Annotated in this window: 13 protein-coding genes and 1 other RNA gene; 9 read left to right on the plus strand and 5 right to left on the minus strand. The window is 39.3% G+C overall.

What is annotated here, in order from left to right; translation table 11 throughout:
* Positions 1-28 precede the first annotated feature (28 nt).
* Complete coding sequence (locus ALFOR1_RS11680; protein WP_058548482.1) at positions 29-571, minus strand: GNAT family N-acetyltransferase; 543 nt, start codon at positions 569-571, stop codon at positions 29-31.
* Between the two features lie 51 nt (positions 572-622).
* Between ALFOR1_RS11680 and ALFOR1_RS11685 the strand changes: the two genes are divergently transcribed.
* Positions 623-988, plus strand: a complete 366-nt coding sequence (locus tag ALFOR1_RS11685; RefSeq protein WP_058548483.1) for a hypothetical protein — start codon at positions 623-625, stop codon at positions 986-988.
* Positions 989-1086: 98 nt separating this feature from the next.
* Here the strand turns inward: ALFOR1_RS11685 and fabB are convergent, their stop codons facing one another.
* Complete coding sequence (fabB, locus tag ALFOR1_RS11690) at positions 1087-2298, minus strand: beta-ketoacyl-ACP synthase I (RefSeq protein ID WP_104643075.1); 1212 nt, start codon at positions 2296-2298, stop codon at positions 1087-1089.
* Positions 2299-2478: 180 nt separating this feature from the next.
* Between fabB and mnmC the strand changes: the two genes are divergently transcribed.
* The 6 genes from mnmC to ALFOR1_RS11720 all read left to right on the plus strand — a co-directional run bounded on the left by mnmC (position 2479) and on the right by ALFOR1_RS11720 (position 8538).
* On the plus strand, positions 2479-4488 hold the full coding sequence (gene mnmC, locus ALFOR1_RS11695) for a bifunctional tRNA (5-methylaminomethyl-2-thiouridine)(34)-methyltransferase MnmD/FAD-dependent 5-carboxymethylaminomethyl-2-thiouridine(34) oxidoreductase MnmC (protein ID WP_104643076.1): 2010 nt from the start codon (positions 2479-2481) through the stop codon (positions 4486-4488).
* Positions 4489-4556: 68 nt separating this feature from the next.
* Entirely contained in the window at positions 4557-4880 is a 324-nt protein-coding gene (locus tag ALFOR1_RS11700; RefSeq protein WP_104643077.1) for a hypothetical protein, read from the plus strand.
* A 181-nt stretch (positions 4881-5061) separates the two neighbouring features.
* Entirely contained in the window at positions 5062-5697 is a 636-nt protein-coding gene (locus ALFOR1_RS11705; protein ID WP_104643078.1) for an NAD(P)-binding oxidoreductase, read from the plus strand.
* Between the two features lie 259 nt (positions 5698-5956).
* Positions 5957-6961 (plus strand): YHYH protein, encoded by a 1005-nt coding sequence (locus ALFOR1_RS11710; RefSeq protein ID WP_104643079.1) that lies wholly within the window; start codon positions 5957-5959, stop codon positions 6959-6961.
* Between the two features lie 30 nt (positions 6962-6991).
* Entirely contained in the window at positions 6992-7312 is a 321-nt protein-coding gene (locus ALFOR1_RS11715) for a hypothetical protein (RefSeq protein ID WP_227006946.1), read from the plus strand.
* A 158-nt stretch (positions 7313-7470) separates the two neighbouring features.
* Positions 7471-8538 (plus strand): hypothetical protein, encoded by a 1068-nt coding sequence (locus ALFOR1_RS11720; RefSeq protein ID WP_104643080.1) that lies wholly within the window; start codon positions 7471-7473, stop codon positions 8536-8538.
* A gap of 178 nt (positions 8539-8716) precedes the next feature.
* Here the strand turns inward: ALFOR1_RS11720 and ssrA are convergent.
* Positions 8717-9073, minus strand: a transfer-messenger RNA (tmRNA) gene (gene ssrA / locus ALFOR1_RS11725).
* Positions 9074-9342: 269 nt separating this feature from the next.
* Between ssrA and ALFOR1_RS11730 the strand changes: the two genes are divergently transcribed.
* A complete protein-coding gene (locus ALFOR1_RS11730; RefSeq protein ID WP_058548491.1) occupies positions 9343-10968 on the plus strand; it encodes a DUF342 domain-containing protein in 1626 nt (541 codons plus the stop codon).
* Here the strand turns inward: ALFOR1_RS11730 and rnt are convergent.
* Positions 10952-11644, minus strand: a complete 693-nt coding sequence (gene rnt, locus ALFOR1_RS11735) for a ribonuclease T (protein ID WP_058548492.1) — start codon at positions 11642-11644, stop codon at positions 10952-10954. The two genes, ALFOR1_RS11730 and rnt, sit on opposite strands and share 17 nt — an antisense overlap.
* A gap of 200 nt (positions 11645-11844) precedes the next feature.
* Here rnt and ALFOR1_RS11740 point away from each other — a divergent pair, with 200 nt between their 5' ends.
* The gene (locus ALFOR1_RS11740) at positions 11845-12723 is read left to right on the plus strand and encodes a flagellar protein MotY (protein WP_104643081.1); all 879 of its coding nucleotides are present in this window, start codon (positions 11845-11847) and stop codon (positions 12721-12723) included.
* Here the strand turns inward: ALFOR1_RS11740 and ALFOR1_RS11745 are convergent, their stop codons facing one another.
* Positions 12724-13611 (minus strand): DMT family transporter, encoded by an 888-nt coding sequence (locus ALFOR1_RS11745; protein ID WP_104643082.1) that lies wholly within the window; start codon positions 13609-13611, stop codon positions 12724-12726.
* Between the last annotated feature and the right edge of the window lie 126 nt (positions 13612-13737).

Consider the following 13737-nt stretch of genomic DNA (forward strand, 5'->3'; position numbering starts at 1 on the left):
GTTTGCACAGGTAAATTTTAGTCTTAGTTTAAAGTGTTTTAGCGTATAAAACTGCGGGCAAGTCACCGTGTTCATCTGTGTGTGTATAACTTTTTATAAAGGTGAGCCCTAATTTTTTCATAATATTAATAGACCCTAGGTTATCTGTAATTGCAGTTGCACTGATTTTTTTAACATCTGCTTGTTTTGCTAATTCGTCGCACAATGCCTTTGCAGCTTCGGTTGCATAACCATTTCCCCAACTTTGCTGCTTAAAACGCCAGCCTATTTCAATATCACTAAAGTTAGGCTTATCACTAAAAAAGTGCATTGGTCTTATTAAAACCCAACCTATAAAAGTATTACTAGGCTTAATGCTTATAGCCCAAAGCCCCCACCCTTTTAGCTCATTTTTATATTCAAGCATACGAGGTATACCTTCGTTTTTAATTTTATCTAAGGATGTGGGTATCCCTCGCGTTAAAAACTGCATTACAGCCGGGTTCTGATCAAGCTCAAATAACAGCGGCCAATCGTGCTCATCCATTAATTTAAAATTTAATCGCTTTGTTACAGGTGTGTTCATTTTCATTGTTCTATAGTTAGTGTGAATTAATTACTTGTCTCCAAGGAGAGATCGCACATGAACAAATTAGCAGGTTTAGCTTTATTAGGCACTTTAATTACTTTAACGGGTTGTGAAGACGCTCAAGAAGTAAAAGAAGATGCAAAAGATAAAAGCGCGCAAATGCAAGAAAAGCTTGGTGATGCATGGGAAGATGTTAAAGATAAAACAAACGAGCTTAAAAACGACGAATCGTTAAACGAGCTGATGCAAGAAAGTAAAGCAATGGGCTTAGACATGTACGACGACGGTAAAGAAATTGCTGTTGATGCATGGGTTAAAAGCAAAGAAGCCGCAGGTGAGCTTACTGAAAAAACTAAACAAAAAGCACATGAACTTGCACAAGAAATTGAGCAGGCACGTCAAGAGCACGAAGAAGGTTAATATAACCCTTCGCTCAATAAAAAAGGAAAGCTGAGGCTTTCCTTTTTTGTTTTTAGCAACTGGCCGTGCGGTTATTGCACCTTAGGGCTTGCTTAAAATTAGCCTTTATATTTACTCATAACTAAAGTAGCGTTAGTGCCACCAAAGCCAAAGCTATTAGACATAACTGTATTTAGCTCAACATCGCGACGTTCGGTTACAATGTTTAAACCTTCTGCCTGCTCGTCCAACTCATCAATATTAATAGAAGGCGCGACAAAGCTGTGCTCTAACATTAATAATGAGAAAATAGCTTCATGAACACCTGCAGCACCTAAAGCATGACCGGTCATAGCTTTCGTTGCGCTGATCATTGGTGAATTACCACCAAACACTTCTTGAATTGCGCCTAATTCTTTTACGTCACCTACTGGAGTAGATGTGCCATGCGTATTTAAGTAATCAATGCTGTCTACATCTTGCATTGCTTGGCGCATACAACGTACAGCGCCCTCGCCCGATGGAGCAACCATGTCGTATCCATCAGATGTTGCGCCATAACCAACTATTTCTGCGTAAATGTGCGCGCCACGTGCAAGTGCATGCTCAAGCTCTTCAACTACAACAATACCGCCACCACCAGAGATAACAAAACCATCGCGGTTAGCATCATATGTACGTGAAGCTTTTTCTGGGCTTTCGTTGTACTTAGTAGAAAGAGCGCCCATTGCGTCAAATTCCATTGCCAATGTCCAGTGAAGTTCTTCACCGCCACCAGCAAAAATTACATCTTGCTTACCAAGTTGAATTTGCTCTACAGCGTGGCCAATACAGTGCGCAGATGTTGCACAAGCAGAGCTAATTGAGTAGTTAACACCTTTAATTTTAAAAGGAGTCGCTAAACATGCTGATGTAGTGCTCGCCATAGTACGTGGAACCATGTAAGGACCAACACGTTTTACGCCTTTTTCACGTAAAATGTCAGCAACTTCTACTTGCCACTTAGATGAACCACCACCTGAGCCAACCAATAAACCAGTACGTTCGTTAGATACTTGATCATCCGATAAGCCTGCATCTTCAATTGCTTGCTGCATTGAAATGTAAGAATAAGCAGCTGCGTCGCCCATAAAGCGCATAGCTTTGCGGTCTACGTGCTCTTTAACGTCAATGTCAATTTTACCAGATACGTTACTGCGTAACTTATAATCGGCAAATTCTTGGTTAAAAGCGATGCCGCTTCTGCCAGATTTTAACGACTCTAATACTTCTTCTTTGTTGTTACCGATGCTTGATACAACACCGATACCCGTAATTACGGCTCTTCTCATGGGTAATTCCCTTAGCTTAATACTAAATTGTGTTCTATTTTACGCTGATTTTAATCGCTAAGTGGTCAGCTTTCTAGCGTACACTTGTACTCTGAAGTTATAGCTTATAAATAACGCCAGACTATTTCAAAGAAAACCCGTAAAATAATCAAAAAATACACTCTATAAATGTAATAAGTCATGATAAAAAACGCCAAAATACACTTTAATAATTTGGGCACACCCGTAGCCGACAACTTTGACGATGTTTATTTTTCTAATGACGATGGCCTTGCCGAATCCCATTATGTGTTTTATCAACAAAACAATATAGAGTCACGGTTACAAAATCATGACCAATCGCATTTTGTTATTGCCGAAACCGGTTTTGGCACAGGCTTAAATTTTTTAAATACATGGCAATGCTTTAATGACCACTTAGAACGTATGCAAGTTCAAAATGAATGTGATAAAAGTGTAAAACGTCTGCATTTTATTTCATTTGAAAAATTTCCGCTTACAGTAAATGACTTAAAACAAGCACTCACCGCTTGGCCTACTTTAAGTCATTTGAGCGATCAGCTAACGATAAATTACCCTATTAATTTACAAGGCTGCCACCGTATAGAATTTAATAACGGGCAAGTTACACTCGATTTATACTTTGGCGATGTACTTGATTCAATAAACGCGATGAGCTATCCGCAAGCAGGAGTAGTAGATGCGTGGTATTTAGATGGCTTTGCACCAAGTAAAAACCCTGATATGTGGCAACAAAGTGTGTTTAATGCAATGGTTGATATTTCGCGCGAGTCTGCAACGCTTGCAACATTTACCGCCGCAGGGTTTGTGCGCAGAGGGCTTATTGAAGCAGGCTTTACAATGCAAAAAGCTAAAGGCTTTGCTCGTAAACGCGAAATGCTAACGGGCTTTCTAGCAACGCCAAATAGTCAGCAATCATCCCCTGCATATTTTAACCAAGACACCAGCGAACTTAAAAATGTGGCAATAATAGGCGGAGGTATAGCCAGCAGCTGCATTTTATATAGCTTAGCTAAGCGCGGTATTTCAAGCACACTGTTTTGCCAAGATGAAAAACCTGCTATGGGCGCATCACACAATGTACAAGGTGCTGTGTATCCTCATTTACAAGCTAAAAACTCACCACATAGTGAGTTATTTGCTCATAGCTTTTTGTATGGCAAACGTTTTTATAATCAATTATGTACAGATGGGTTTAGTTTTGATCACGATTGGTGCGGTGTATTACAGCATGCAGTAAAAAAGCCCTTAGCCGAGAAACACGAAAATTTAGAGCAAAAACAACTTTGGCCCGAGCAGCTAATGCGCAGTGTCACTGCCGAACAAGGCGATAAAATAGCAGGTGTAGAAGCTGGTTACTCTGGCGTATTTTTTGAAAACGGTGGCTGGGTTAACCCTGTGCAACTCGTTGATGTAATGTTAAAAGCCGCAAATAACCTAACGCCATTTAATAGCATGTTTAACTGTAATATTGAGCAAATAAATAAATCAGATGAGGGTTGGTATTTAATCAGTAACAATCAGAAATTTGGCCCATTTAGCGATGTAATTATTTGCGCTGGAGAGCACAGCGATGCATTTGAGCAAACCAAAGCACTTCCCATTGTAGGCGTTAGAGGCCAAGTATCGCACATACAAGCGAGTAAGCAGTCAAGCAAGCTTAAAACGGTTCTGTGCCATAAAGGTTACTTTACCCCTGCATATTTAGATAGCCATTGTATGGGAGCAACATTTGAAAAAAACACTAAAAGCAGAGCGGTTACAGAGCAAGACAACCAACTAAATCATAAGCAGCTGCTTAGCTTTTATCAGCAATGCGATTTTGCAACCACGCTAGGAAAAATAACATCAGCTAAAGCGGCTGTGCGCTGCACATTTATCGACCACCTTCCTATGGCTGGTCAGTGGTGCGAGCCAAGCGATTACACAACCGCATTTGCAAACTTACGCTTAGGTAAACGCTATCAATATCACGCACTAAATAAGCCACAACAAGGCCTGCATATTTTTACAGGGTTTGGCGCTCGTGCATTATGTAGCGCACCACTGTTGAGTGAGCACTTTATTAGTTGTTTAAACAACGAACCTCGCCCTTTAAGTGAGCGCGTAAGCCAAGCGATTCACCCTGCACGATTTATTGTTCGTGATTTAATACGTAATAAAATTTAAATGACATCACCGTAATTTTACGTAAAATAGTGCCTGTAAAAGGAATTTACTCACTTAAAAGGACTCCCATGAAAATATTCACCTTTGTAATATCGCTAATGTGTATTTTACCATTTAGCGCAATGAGCCAAGACGTTACACAAATCCCCCTGCCAGATGAGTTTGTTACAACTTTGGATGTTACAAACGAATACCCCATGGTGCGCACTGGCTATTTAGCATCATCAATCGAGGCTATATCACAGTTTTATTTGCAGGCATTAGGTGAGCCAATAAAAAGTAAAGGTAATAATACCTACAAAACCCTTTATTATAACTACCAAGAACGCAGTGTACGAATTAGCTTATACCACCATAATTATGTGACCGAAGTTAGTATAATGATCGAATAAAAAGTTCTAAAAAACGCCTTAAAAATAGCTAATTTTAATACCCAGTTAAGTAATAACTTTTAATTATCATGTTTTTTAAAATTAGCTCATTTAAACCTCATTTTACCCTTTAAAAATAATCCCCTACCCCAAGGTCTATTTGTACAAACAACTTTTACACTATATTGAGAAGGAGTTAATTATGAGTAAGACTTTAATTATTGGCGCAAGTGGTCAAATTGGTAAAATGGCTACCGAGCTACTTTTAAAAAACGAGCAAAATGTTGTTGCACTTGTAAGAGACAAAAGCAAACTGAGTGATTTAGATAGCCCATTTTTAAGTATTGTTGAACAAGACTTAGAAGGTGACTTTTCAAATGCAGTTAATGGCTGTGACCAGGTTATTTTTGCTGCAGGTTCTGGTGGAAGTACAGGTACAGATAAAACCGTACTTATTGATTTGTGGGCAGCTACTAAAGCGGCAACTTATTCTAAAGAGCACGGTGTAAAACACTTTATTATGGTCAGCTCTATTGGAGCAGACGATCCTGATGCAATAAAAAGCGACTTGAAACCCTATTTAGTTGCAAAACATATGGCTGATGAACATTTAATTCACAGCGGTTTAAATTATACAATTGTCCGCCCGGGAACGTTAACCGACGAAAGTGCCTCATTGGAAGTAACAACAGAGCGCCCTAACGATCGTTCAAAAGCTAAAATTAGTCGCGAAAATGTAGCCAATGCATTGCTACACATAGCTACAAACTCATTTAATAGTAACCGTATTTTTGAGCTATTTGATGGCGACAAACCTATTAAAGCAGCGGTTAAATAAACGTTTAAATTGCAATTGCTTCGCTACTTTTAGCGAAGCAATTGCTAATTCACTTCCCTACCCAATTATCTGCTAATTAACTTCCTGCTAATTAACCGTAAAGCACACCCATTAACTTCACTAATCCAAAAATGAAACGGTACTAAAATATTCCAATCATCGGCCTTAATCTAGCCATGTGCTATGTTGCGAGGTTTTTGCACTTTTTTTGCACATTTAACAAATATTATACAATCAATTTCATTACCGGATATATTTAATGAGCAAATTCAACACGCATGTCTTAAAGCTAGTTACATTACTTTTAACTTTTCTAAGCTTGGCAGCTTGTAATGGCGGTAGTACCGACAGCACAACACTTAGTGATACAACAACTACAGACGATACCACCACTGAAGCCTCAACTGATCTTATTGTAGAGGTTGATCCATTTAACTTTGAAAGTGATGCGCTTATCTCATCAATAAGCACTCAAACATGCACACTGAGTAATGGCGACGAGGCTTCTTGCTATAAGATTGATATTGCTGGCGCTCCCTCTAATTATGAAATTGGCGTATTTTGCCCCAAAAATATAACCTCTACAGCAGACGAGGCTGGGATCTGGTTTGATGGCGGCGGTGAGGTTTACGATATTACTGGCGACTTTATTTTAAACCTACCTACTTTGTATAACGATAGCCATTGGCAGCTTTATGACGAAGGAACTGGGCTTGTAAATGTAACCGACACGCAAGAGTCATGTGACGGTGCAGCAAGACCTGACGTAGAAGAACAATATCAAAACCACTGCGTAGAGTGCTCTATTGACTATGTTGATGGCGGTATTTCTGAATCTTTTTTAATACCAATCACGCCCGTTGCTTCAACTCAAAATAACAGTATTGGCAATACAAATGTAGGTGTTGCACTAAACGGTGTAGTGCTCGCAGCCCCTGCTCCTGTAGATGCTATTTTAGGTGCTTATACAATTGCCGCCTTTGATGATTGCGCAGGCCACATTAACTTAGTGGCTGGTTATCACTATCATGGTGAGGCGGGGTGTAGCCAAACACAAATTCAATCTGATGGTCACGCAGCTATGATGGGCTACGCTCTCGATGGTTTTGGCATATTTGGAATGCTTAACGAAGACAACACAGAGCCAACAGATTTAGATGAATGTCGAGGCCACTCTGACGACACCCGCGGTTACCACTACCATGCAGCAGGCGTAGCTGAAAATATGTTTATTGGCTGCTTTAAAGGGGCCATCGCCCGCTAACCTGTTACCAAGGAATTAAGTGAGATAACTATGAAAATATTTAAAAATTTATCAGCGTGCTTTTTATTAATCACGTCATGCTCAGTAATAAGCCACGCAGGTCATGGCTCAAGTGCGCCTTGGCAAGCATGTGAAGAAAAAGCTGTAAATCAAGAATGCAGCTATACAACACACAATAAAAAAGCATCAGGCACATGCCAAGCAATGAATAACATACTCATGTGTGTAAGAAACAAACCACTAGAGACATTATTAGATAAAGCAACACAGCCAACACAGCCAACACAGCCAACACAAAGCAAACCCACCAACACTATAAAACAATCAGTAACCCCACTAACTAATCTATAAATAGATAACTGGCATTAAAAACCTTAACGCTGCCAGTAAATTTTTTAAGTAAAAATCATGAGTATGGACGTAGTAAGGGTTATGTTTATCTGTTAAATTAAGCGGGTGTATAAAAATAAAAAAAACACTCCAACAAGGAGTTACACTAGGAAACTAACGTGAGCGCTACATTTAAAATTATTTTTAATGGCCAGTTACATCAAGATGCTGATATTACTTCTGTTCAAGAACAGCTTAGCCAGTTTTTAAAGATCCCTCATGACATCGTCATTCAGTTATTTGATGGTAAGTCTTATGCTTTAAAAAAAGACTTAACAAGTATTGATGCTGTTAAAACGGAGTCATCATTAAAAAAGCTCGGCTTAATAACTAAAGTAGAGCCAGAGCGTACAGCTCCTGTTATTCAATCACAAAACAGTCAACTAGTTTGCCCCAAGCACATTCAAAACAACGATAAAAAAGTTCCTGTAAAAACTAACGATGAAAATAGCGCAGTACAAAGTAAAAAAGCACAACTAAACACTGTTTTTGAGCAAACAAATGTTAAAACAAGGCTACTTAGTAACACGCTAAAAAGCGCATTATATTTGTGCTATTTAGCGCTTTTTATTGTTACTTTATTTGGCTTAAGCACTAGTTACACCGTTATTAAAAGTACATTTACTTCTGATGAGTCAGTGCAAAGTAAATTAAGTTATCAACAATACAAGCTATTTTTAAATGAGCAAAATAGCACTAAGCATCAACCCCAAATAGCTATCGCTGAGCAAGGTACTAAAACAGATTCAACAGAAAATAATGAATACTTTAGTAAGTTTTCTGCACATATAAATAGCTATGCAAAAACTCTAGGCCAAGCAAATGTAAACGCCATGGGCGGAGATAAGTTACAGCAACACCTTCAAGAAATAGACGATTTAGGGCCAAAAAATGAATTCTGGAAACAGCTCATTCTACTTGCAAAAAATCTAGATAACGACTCACATAAAATGAGCGCTCTTCAGAGCGACGACTCTGCTAAAATACACTGGATTAACGCCGTAGATTGGATAAGCCAAAGTTATATTAGGCAACACCAGAGTACCGATAAGCCAAATACCAAAAGCGAACCACCAGCAAAAGGCAACCCAATATTAAGTTTAACGCTGTTAATAAGCTTACTTTCTCTATTGAGCATTTTTGTGATAGCTATAAAAATGAAACTACGCGCTATAAAAAACAGTTAAAAATTATAATGCACTGCTTTGGTATCAAATCTCACATATTAAAATAGCAACTAAAAACTAAATTTGTACAGTAAGCAATCAGTTTCAGTAAAACTATATTCATAAAAAAACCCGCAACCTGATTGCTCAAGTTGCGGGTTTTTATGGTTTTTAAACTAACGAATTTAAAAACCGTTATTGGTGGAGCTGGGGGGATTTGAACCCCCGTCCGAAAAGCCTCGACCGTCGGTACTACATGTTTAGTATTGTCATTTAATTAACCTTTAAGTCCCGGACAAACACGGTAAGTAAAGGCGAGGCCGCTTAGTTTTAACGCTTCAACCCCGGCCAGGGTTTCCGTCGCGATCAGGTGTTAGGGTGACACTCCAAAATCTAGTCCACAAGAATACATAGAAGGAGCGCTAGCCAGCCTAAGCTGCTAGAGAGTAGTTATCGTCGTTTGCGATTACTTTAGATTGCGGCTTTTTTACGAGGCAAACCGCACCTCGACATGCACCTTGGGCTTCTTGAATTCCGTCGAATCCTAATCAGCCCCTGAATTAGTAAACTCATTCAGAGCGTGCAAGCAGTATAACTGAGTAAAGTACTGATACTCAAGGGCTAGCGTTGCTTTATTTTATTTATGTGTGTCGACTGCGCATTAAACACCCAACCTGATAGTTTTCAATAAACTTGCTATAAACATTTGCTTAACAAAACGTTTAACTTGTGCTCAAATAGGAAGTTAGGTTTTTTGCGTAAGCTAAAACTTTAGTTGTAATAAATAAAAAATAATAACAGGCATAATTTGTAGGGAATTAATAAATGTCGGTTTTTTCATTAGATAAAAATACTGGGTGTGTATCTTTACTAAAACACCCTATTGATAGTGGCTTTCCTGTTACAAGTACTCAACTAGTTGAGATGTTGGAGCAATCTGAATTTAGTGAATACGAAACAATTTCAGCTAATATAGGTAAACTTTTTGCGCCTACTAAAAACTATCAAGAAGTATCTCTTATTGTTGCTAAAGCAGTTGATGCATCAATTATTATTAATGTTGATGAAAAAAATATGGTTGCAGAGGCAACAATTACAACGGCAAAGGGAGGTGCATTATTTTCTATGGAGGGTGCACAAAAAGCACTTGCTAAAGCAGGTGTAAAAAAAGGTATTAGCCCTCGTGCGCTTGATACCTTTTTAGGCCAACAATTTGAGCAGCCTTCAGGCACTTCATATAGCGCTATTATTGCCCACGGCCGTAACCCTAAAGAAGGGAGCGATGCCAAGTTTGTGCGTTTATGCTCTACCGCTCAAGATAGAGTACTAAGCCCACAAGCGAAAGAAGGCGGCAAGGTTGATATGAAGAACCTTGGTGCAATTATCACAGTAAAACCTGGTACGCCATTAATGCAGCGCGTTGCCGCTACCCCTGGTGAAGATGGCTATACGGTTTTTGGTGACATAATTGCTGCAAAACCAGGTAAAGAGCATCAGTTACAGCCTTTTGAAGGCACTAAAATTGACCCAAAAAATCCAAATATGCTCATTGCAGATTGCAAAGGTGTACCCGTTGCTTTGCCCCGTGGTATGCGTGTTGATGATGTTTTATGCTTTGATAACGTAGATGTAAGCACCGGCCATGTTGATTTTGACGGCAGTGTGATTATAAGCGGTGATATTAAAGATGGTATGCATGTAAAAGCCAATGGCGATATTACTGTACTTGGCTTTGTTGAGTCGGGCACAGTTCAGAGCAATAGTGCCGTTACAATAATGCTGGGAGCTATTGGCCGTAAACGTGAAAACGATGACGATTTCACCTGCAGTATAACGGCAACTCGTACTATTTCGATTGGCTACGCCCAATACTGCCATATAAAAACAGAACAAGATTTATTTATTGAACGCCAAGCACTTCACTGTAATTTAAGTGCAAGGCGATTAATACGCGTAGGTAAAGCTGGCAACCCTCGTGGGAAAATAATCGGTGGCAGTATTTTAGATGCCATGCGAATTGAAACAGGAGAGCTTGGGGCACCTGCGGGCACTAAAACACGTGTTTTTTTGGCGCAAAACTGGTTTGAATTACGTGAAAAGCAGTCGCAAATTACTGACTTTGAAAAGTTGCTTGCAACTAAAATAACAGCTTTGCAAAAGGCGCGAGAGAAAGCGAGTAAAATGCCAGCGGCAGATCAACGCCAGCTTTTTTTAGACAAAATAATCGTTAATGAACAGCAAATAAAAACGCGTTCTGCTCATGTTCAGCGCCAAAAATTATTGGTTAAAAGAAAAATAACACAATTGTTGGCAGCAAGTCGTTTAAAAGTAAATGAAATAATGCATCCAGGTGTGGAGCTCAAAATAGCAAAAGATTCAAAACAGTTTTCGCGTATTTACCCGCCCCATTTGGTTAAACTCACTGAGGGTAAAATTACTCAGTCGTTTTAGCTTCTTCACCATCTGAAGTGCTATCTTGTGCGTCACTTTCTGGAAGTGGCGCAAGCGGCCAGCCACCTAATTGCTGCCACCTATTAACGATTAAACAATAAAGCTCTGCGGTGCGCTCTGTATCGTAAAGTGCTGAATGCGCTTGGCTATTATCAAATTCAATTCCTGCGGCCCTACAAGCTTTAGCAAGAACTGTTTGCCCAAGCGCTAAGCCTGCTAGTGAGGTTGTATCAAAGCTTACAAATGGGTGAAACGGCGTACGTTTAATATTATTACGCTCAATGGCTGCATTTAAAAAGCCATGATCGAATGCAGCATTATGTGCTACAACAACCGAGCGCTGGCACCCGGCAGCTTTTTGAGCTTTGCGAACCACTTTACAAATTTCTTTAATTGCTTCTTCTTCTGGTACTGCGCCTCGCAGCGGGCTAAAAGGGTCAATTCCGTTAAAGTCGATGGCGGCTTGCTCTATATTCGCGCCTTCAAAAGGCTGCACATGAAAATGCACGGTATGATCTATGCTGAGCAACCCTTCGTCATCCATTTTTAATACAGACACTGCTATTTCTAACAGGGCATCTGTTTGCTTGTTAAAACCTGCGGTTTCAACATCAATTACAACAGGAAAAAATCCACGAAAGCGTTTTGCGAAAAGTGTTTGCTCAGTATTTGCCATAGTCTTCTTGGTTTATGGGTGTAAGCTGACTATTATGTCAAAATTGATGCCCTCTAGGCTAGGGGGTTCAAGGATTTATTGCTTTATAATTGTAGGCACATAACTTGCTTTACCTAAGCTGTTAAGTTTGTTTGCTAAAAACTCACCTTTTAAGCAGTTAATTTGCCAAACTTTTGGCATACCAGAGTTGGAGAACGTCCATGAAGTGTAAGTTGTTATTTATTAGCCTTAGCGTAAGTGCTTTAGTGAGTGCTGCTCATTCGCACGCAGCTATGCGCCAATATACTGCAACCCAAGATAACTCCAATTGGGAAGTTGTAAAAACAACACGCTTGCAATGCCAGCTAAATCATGAGGTTCCTTATTACGGTGAAGCTATATTTAAAGCCTCTGCAAGCAAAAACAAAAACCTAACCTTTAATTTAGATATGGTTGTACGCCCTGAAAACTATTCAATTGCAGGGCTAAAAGCAGTGCCGCCAACATGGCGAGCAGGTATGCCCGCTCGTGATATAGCGAACATGAAACTACTAAAAAAGTTTGACGGTGAACTAGGCAATAAAACAGCTTGGGAGATGTTAACTGAGCTTGAGAAAGGCTACTACCCCACCTTTTATTATCAGGACTGGCAAAATTCTGCCGATAAAATTGCCGTTGGTATGTCGAGCGTAAATTTTAAACAAGCTTATTGGGCGTTTTTGCAATGCCGCGATGAGTTACTTCCTTACAGTTTTGAAGACATTTCGTTTACGGTGATGAACTATCAATCTAACAGCAGTAAATTAACTAAATCATCTCAACAACGTTTAGATAAAATAGCTGAATACCTAAAAAATGATGTGAGTATTGAATCTATAAGTATCGACTCGTATACAGATAGCTACGGTGGTCGCTGGAATAACTTAGACCTTTCTCGCAAACGCGCTAAAACAATAAAAGATTACATGGTAAGCCTAGGCGTTGACGAAGCAAAAGTACAAACAACGGGTTTAGGTGAAAAACGCTTTGTTGATACCAATGACAATATTTTAGGGCGCGACAAAAACCGTCGTTTAATAATTCAAATAGAAAAAATGTAGTTAAAACTTTTTAGCTCGCTTAAGATATTTATCGCCAAATTGAAAAAAGCCTAGGCTAATTAAAATAATAACAGCCCCTATAATTAACTCTTGGCTAAGTGGCTCATTGTTAAGCCATGCCCCTAGTGTTAGCGCAAAACTAGGGGTTATAAGCGTTGTAAGTGCAACGGTGCTAGCATTTAAATTTTGTAATACATGAAAATACGCAAGTGCCCCCACTAAAGAACCAAATATTCCTAAATAACCAATTGCCCATAATGATTTTGCACTCCAGTTTTGTACATGCAGCTCACCATCTAATAGCCACCACGCAATAAAAAAGAGTGGAGTTACAAAGACCAACGCACCAAATGTGGTTGCCATTGGATGAATAGCTATCTGCACTCGCTTGATCATCACGCCGCTTAAACTAAAAAAGCACACAGCCATAAATACATATAGCAGTCCTAAGCCTTGTGTTTGTGAGTTTTGTACTTGGTTATAACTTACAAAATACAAACCTATTAATGCGCATGCTAAAGCAACAAGCTTTATAGGGCTAAACTTGGGTTCGTTAAGTAATTGCTGCGCAAGTAATCCAGACAATATAGGCGCTAAGCCAAACATAAGCGAAATAATGCCCGAAGGCACGGTTTTAGCAGCCATATAGCTCAGTAACATACCGCCAAAAATACCAATACTTGAATAAAAGTAGAGTAAGCAGGCTTTTTTACTCCATGGCACTCTTATATTAGTAATCGCGACAATTAAGCCACCTAAAAGCAGCCCCACCAACATACGCATTAAAACAGCAAGCGTTGGTGACACACTTTCGCTACTCCAAACAATACCAAGTGGTGTAGTAGACCAAATCAGAACCATAAAAAAATACGATACTTTTACCGGCACGTGCCAATCCTTAGCGTTTAATAACGCAATACAACGTACATAAAATTATACCCTCACCACCCTATTTTAATACTTTTAAATGCATACAAGTGCTTAATAAATACAGTTGTAAATTGAGAGTTACAT

This window comes from Pseudoalteromonas carrageenovora IAM 12662, assembly GCF_900239935.1.
Taxonomy (GTDB): Bacteria; Pseudomonadota; Gammaproteobacteria; order Enterobacterales; family Alteromonadaceae; genus Pseudoalteromonas; species Pseudoalteromonas carrageenovora.

Excerpts from the sequence above, each read along its gene's own strand:
- ALFOR1_RS11680 (WP_058548482.1), bottom strand. The coding sequence starts at position 571 with ATGAAAATGAACACACCTGTAACAAAGCGATTAAATTTTAAATTAATG.
- ALFOR1_RS11740 (WP_104643081.1), top strand. The coding sequence starts at position 11,845 with ATGAAGTGTAAGTTGTTATTTATTAGCCTTAGCGTAAGTGCTTTAGTG.
- ALFOR1_RS11715 (WP_227006946.1), top strand. The coding sequence starts at position 6,992 with ATGAAAATATTTAAAAATTTATCAGCGTGCTTTTTATTAATCACGTCA.
- ALFOR1_RS11700 (WP_104643077.1), top strand. The coding sequence starts at position 4,557 with ATGAAAATATTCACCTTTGTAATATCGCTAATGTGTATTTTACCATTT.
- ALFOR1_RS11730 (WP_058548491.1), top strand. The coding sequence starts at position 9,343 with ATGTCGGTTTTTTCATTAGATAAAAATACTGGGTGTGTATCTTTACTA.
- fabB (WP_104643075.1), bottom strand. The coding sequence starts at position 2,298 with ATGAGAAGAGCCGTAATTACGGGTATCGGTGTTGTATCAAGCATCGGT.
- rnt (WP_058548492.1), bottom strand. The coding sequence starts at position 11,644 with ATGGCAAATACTGAGCAAACACTTTTCGCAAAACGCTTTCGTGGATTT.
- ALFOR1_RS11685 (WP_058548483.1), top strand. The coding sequence starts at position 623 with ATGAACAAATTAGCAGGTTTAGCTTTATTAGGCACTTTAATTACTTTA.
- ALFOR1_RS11710 (WP_104643079.1), top strand. The coding sequence starts at position 5,957 with ATGAGCAAATTCAACACGCATGTCTTAAAGCTAGTTACATTACTTTTA.
- mnmC (WP_104643076.1), top strand. The coding sequence starts at position 2,479 with ATGATAAAAAACGCCAAAATACACTTTAATAATTTGGGCACACCCGTA.
- ALFOR1_RS11705 (WP_104643078.1), top strand. The coding sequence starts at position 5,062 with ATGAGTAAGACTTTAATTATTGGCGCAAGTGGTCAAATTGGTAAAATG.